This is a genomic window from Cyanothece sp. BG0011 (assembly GCF_003013815.1).
Lineage (GTDB): Bacteria > Cyanobacteriota > Cyanobacteriia > Cyanobacteriales > Microcystaceae > Crocosphaera.
In genome coordinates this window covers 1-4,680 of the sequence record NZ_PRLH01000083.1, presented here as the reverse complement: position 1 = coordinate 4,680, position 4,680 = coordinate 1, and the positions used below count along the sequence as shown (strand labels likewise).

Annotated in this window: 4 protein-coding genes and 2 pseudogenes; all 6 read left to right on the top strand. The window is 34.2% G+C overall.

From position 1 onward, the window contains the following. Positions 1 to 34: 34 nt before the first annotated feature. Positions 35 to 367: pseudogene (locus C4E06_RS10605) on the top strand (DUF3883 domain-containing protein); the annotation flags it as partial. A gap of 47 nt (positions 368 to 414) precedes the next feature. Continuing rightward, positions 415 to 1,725: a pentapeptide repeat-containing protein gene (locus C4E06_RS10600; protein WP_107668033.1), complete on the top strand. Its 1,311-nt coding sequence runs from the start codon at positions 415 to 417 to the stop codon at positions 1,723 to 1,725. A gap of 232 nt (positions 1,726 to 1,957) precedes the next feature. Beyond that, positions 1,958 to 2,236 (top strand): hypothetical protein, encoded by a 279-nt coding sequence (locus C4E06_RS10595; RefSeq protein ID WP_107668032.1) that lies wholly within the window; start codon positions 1,958 to 1,960, stop codon positions 2,234 to 2,236. A 10-nt stretch (positions 2,237 to 2,246) separates the two neighbouring features. Continuing rightward, entirely contained in the window at positions 2,247 to 2,669 is a 423-nt protein-coding gene (locus C4E06_RS10590; protein WP_107668031.1) for a type II toxin-antitoxin system VapC family toxin, read from the top strand. A 120-nt stretch (positions 2,670 to 2,789) separates the two neighbouring features. Then, positions 2,790 to 2,924 (top strand): annotated as a pseudogene (locus tag C4E06_RS27840) (DUF1156 domain-containing protein); the annotation flags it as partial. Positions 2,925 to 3,402: 478 nt separating this feature from the next. Then, the gene (locus tag C4E06_RS10580) at positions 3,403 to 3,762 is read left to right on the top strand and encodes a four helix bundle protein (RefSeq protein WP_107668030.1); all 360 of its coding nucleotides are present in this window, start codon (positions 3,403 to 3,405) and stop codon (positions 3,760 to 3,762) included. Positions 3,763 to 4,680: the final 918 nt, after the last annotated feature.

Here is a 4,680-nt window from a genome sequence, read left to right as displayed (position 1 = left end):
TGAACTATGAACGGGATCGGGATGGACTCCAGAGGATATTAGTCAACGCAGAGATGGGAGTGGGTTTGATATTCGTAGTGTGGGGCCTCAAGAAGAAACAAAGGGAACCCTACCTATCAGACGCATTGAAGTTAAGGGACGTTCTGGTATTAACCAAGATGTGTCTTTAACCGCTAATGAATGGCGCAAAGCACAACAATTAGGGGATACTTATTGGTTATATGTGGTCTGGAATTGTCAGGGTGATCAACCCCAATTATTAACCATTCAAAATCCAGCTTTAGTGTTAGCTGGAGAGGTAAAAGAAGTTAAACAAGTGACTCGATATGTGTTAAATGCTCAGGCATTATTTCGATATCAAGCCTAATTATTACTCAATTTAATCTATTAACCTTAACCTTACTGTAAAAAACGATGGAAAAATTTGAATTTGAATTGGATAAACTTTTGACTGTTGATGGTGTTAATGGGTTAGAAATGATTACAATATTACTAATCATTACCCTAATTAATCAACAAATCAAAGAACTTATTGATTCCTTTTATAAAGAACAATTGTCTCAAGAACAATTTATCAAATTAACTAAAGATGAGTTACTACAAAAAATAGAAGAGGGACAAAGGAAGTTTATTAATGTTGACTTAAGTGGTATTGACTTAAGTAATGTTACTTTGAAATTTGGCTATGAGGCAAATATTTATAAAAAAGATGGAACAATAGACTTAGAAAATTTAGTCTTTGAAAGAGTGGATTTATCTAATTCAATTATTAATAATTCTATTTTTTCTGGGGTAATATTTAAAAATGTTAATTTTGAAAATAGTCAAATTTTAAAATCGGGATTTGCTGGAGTTAGTTTTAGAAAATGTAATTTTAATAAAGCTTCTTTATCTGAAAACTTTTTTAATGAAACTTGGATTTATGATAGTGATTTCATTCAAACTAAGTTAAACCAGACAACATTTTGGAATTATGAGATTACATCTTGTAATTTTACTGAATCCGAATTAGATTTTTCAAAGTTTAGTCAAGGCTGTATAGAACTAAGTAATTTCTCAAAATCGAACTTATTTAAAGCCCAATTAGAATTTATAAAAGTTTTTAAATCAAGTTTTGTTTTAGCTAATTTTAAAAAATCTGAGTTATCTAAGAGTTTGTTTCGAGAAGTTGACTTAGATAGGGCAAATTTAAGTTCTGCTAATTTGCATCAAGCTAAATTTATAAAAGTTAGTTTGACTGGTGCTAAATTAGCTAATGCTAATTTAAGTAAAATGCAGTTTAAAAATGTTGATTTTACTCAATGTAATCTAAACTATGCTAATTTAAGTGAAGCTAATTTGTCAGAAGAAACATTAACAAAAGCTAATTTTTATGGAGCTAACCTATCTAAAGTTGATTTTCATGAAGCAACGTTGAAAAATTGTCAGCTTGGGAATGCTAATTTATATCAAGCGAATCTAAACTCAGCAAGTTTAATTTTTATCAAGTTTAATATAAAAACTAATTTTACTAAAGCTAAAATCAAAAACATAACTATAAAAGATGATAAATTGACTTTCACAAAGTTACAAAAGTTTACAGGAAGTACAGTGTCGAAAACTTCCAAAAATAAAATCAAAACTTACCCTAAAAAGCAACCAAAACCTAAAACATATTATAAACCCTATTCAGGTTATTATGAAAGAAAGGGTTTGCTAGAAAGGGTTTTAGATATTTTTAGTTAGTATGTTTTAGATGAATATTGTTTTGTCAAAAAAGTTGAGATTTTATTAAATATAACTATCAAATCTGAAAAGATCAAGAATCTTCAAGTCGGAATTGAGTCCCTGGTTAGGCTAAAATAAATTTAGGAGGTAAACAAATAAATACTCAATTCTTAGAAACCTTAGCCTAAATAATCAATGCTTTGTGCAAATTATGACTATATAATCTAATTAAACAAGGAGAAATTAAACAATGAATACTCAATTAGTTGATACTTTAGCCAAAATTATTAATGCTTTAACCCTAGAGGAAAAAGCACTTTTAGAAGAAAAAATAACCTCTAATAAAAATCAAGAAGCCTATCAAAAGATGTTAGAAGTTCGAGAGAAGATTTTAGAAAGACGGGGAGGAAAGCCCTTAGATATGGATGTGAGTGAAATGATTTATCAAATGAGAGAAGAACGCAGTCAAGAACTCATGGATGCTTGTTTTCCGCATTTATCTGAATCAAAATCTAATATTAAGGGGTAATTAATAGGTTATGGTAAGCGTTGATGCTAGTTTTATTATTCGTTTAATAACCAGTAGTAATAACAGTGACTCATATAATATTAAATGGCAAGAATGGCAATCATCTAATACGGTTATTGTTGCACCAACGTTGATAATGTATGAAGTGAGTAATGGAATTTATCGTTATCAAAAAGCAGGTCAAATTATACAAGATGAAGCCGAAACTTTATTAAACAGTGCGTTAAATTTAGGGATTCGTTTCTATGGAGATGCTAATTTACATCAAGAAGCTTTGAATTTTGCTAGTTTATATAATCTTTCGGCAACTTATGATGCTCATTATTTAGCGTTAGCGCAACGGTTACAAGTAGAATTATGGACAGCAGATAAACGCTTATTTAATGCGGTTTCTCAATCTTTATCATGGGTAAAATTAATCGAGGTAAATTAATTATGAACACTAAATTAGTTGATTCCTTATCCAAAATCATTCAATCCTCGCAATGACTAAACCTAACTTACTTTAAATTGCTTCGTTTCTCACCATAACAACTTTTAAATACTAAAACACATGAATAATGACCGTCGCTTAATTGAAGATTTTATCCCTATTAAAGAGATTTCTAAAGAGTCTGCTAGAGAAAAGTCTATCCGTAAAGGACATATTTCTACGTTACATTTATGGTGGGCTAGACGACCATTAGTGGCGGCCAGGGCTGCTGTTTTTGCTTCTTTAATTCCCGCACCAGAAAGTCATCAAAAACGCACTGCTTTGGCGAAAATGATGATTGATTTATGTAAGTGGGAAGCTTCGGAAGAGACGATTAAAAAGGCAAGAAAGGCAATTTTAGAAGCGCAACGAACTCGTTTAGGTTTACCAGACAATACACCATTAAAAGAGGTTCCTGCACCGAAAATGGCGGACTTATTTTCTGGGGGTGGGGCGATACCTTTAGAGGGGTTAAGATTAGGGTGTGAAACCTATGCCATTGAACTAAATCCAGTGGCGCATATTATTGAATTATGTACCTTAGTTTATCCCCAAAAATACGGTAAAAAGTTAGCAGAAGAAGTGGAAAAATGGGGTCATTGGGTGATAGGAAAGGTCAAGGAAGAAATCGGTGATTTATATCCTTGTATTGGGGAGTTAGGAGTTGGGAATTTGGAGTTAGGGGGGAAGGAAAATGGAGAGTTACAAGGAACTACGGGTTTGGCAGAAGGGGATAGACTTGGTGACGGAAGTTTATCAAGTGACCAAGAAATTTCCACAGGAGGAGATATACGGACTAATCTCCCAAATTCAGAGGGCAGTAAACTCAATTCCAGCAAATATAGCGGAAGGATGGGGAAGGGGAGCAACCAAGGAGTATATTTATCATCTGAGGATAGCAAGGGGGTCACTGATGGAACTGGAAACTCATCTGATAGTCTCTCAACGTCTCAGCTATCTGGAGCAAACCCAACTCATACAACTTCAGCAGGAGATAACCAGTATCGGCAGAATGCTCAATGCGTTAATCAAGACATTACAAGCAAAACTGTAACAGAAACGCAATTATCCCTATTCCCTGACTCTCAAATCCCCAACTCCCAACTCCTAATTCCTAATTCCCCCAAACTAACGCCAGTGGCGTATTTATGGACACGCACGGTTAAATGTCCCAATCCTTCTTGTGGTGCATCTGTTCCTTTGGTACGCCAAACTTGGTTATGTAAAAAGAAAAAGAAATATGTCGCCTTAAAGGTAATTCCGAATCATCAGACGAAACGGGTTGATTTTGAGGTAGTAGAGGCAGCAACGGCGAAAGAGTTGGGTTTTGACCCCAGTAGTGGCAGTTCACGGGGTAATTCCACTTGTCATCATTGTGGGACAACGATTAAAAGTAAACCCTATGTTCAAGAGGAAGGGAAAACAGGGAGAATCGGACAACAGTTAATGGCGATAGTCTGCACGACTGAAGGGAAGAAAGGGAAAACTTATCTATCTGCTACGGATTATCAGCGTTATATTCCTGATGAATCAGCGATTTTAAAGCGTTTAGAGAAATTATGCCAAGAAGCGGAGTTAACCATTCCTGATGAACCTGTCAAAGAATGGTCTGGGGTTTTTAATGCACCTCTCTATGGTTTAGACAATTTTGGTAAGTTATTCACTCCTCGTCAATTATTATCGTTAATGACGTTTGTGAAGTGGGTACGGTTAGCTTATGGGGAGATTTTACAGGATTTAGGGGTAGAAAATGAAGAGTTAGGAGTTAAAGGGAAAGATAAGTTAAGTGTTGGGAATTTGGGAGAGGATAAGAATGAGGAATTAGACGAACATGGGAAAGATAAGTTAAGTATTGGGAATTTGGGGAAAGAATCGTTAACTGTGGTTAATTCAGGGAAGAATAGGGGATCAAATATTAAAGGTTTAGGGGAAAATACGTTACAAAATACTGAAAATTCTTCTAGTAGATACA

Coding starts and splice junctions, on each gene's coding strand:
- C4E06_RS10600 (WP_107668033.1), top strand. CDS start 415: ATGGAAAAATTTGAATTTGAATTGGATAAACTTTTGACTGTTGATGGT.
- C4E06_RS10590 (WP_107668031.1), top strand. CDS start 2,247: ATGGTAAGCGTTGATGCTAGTTTTATTATTCGTTTAATAACCAGTAGT.
- C4E06_RS10595 (WP_107668032.1), top strand. CDS start 1,958: ATGAATACTCAATTAGTTGATACTTTAGCCAAAATTATTAATGCTTTA.
- C4E06_RS10580 (WP_107668030.1), top strand. CDS start 3,403: ATGGAGAGTTACAAGGAACTACGGGTTTGGCAGAAGGGGATAGACTTG.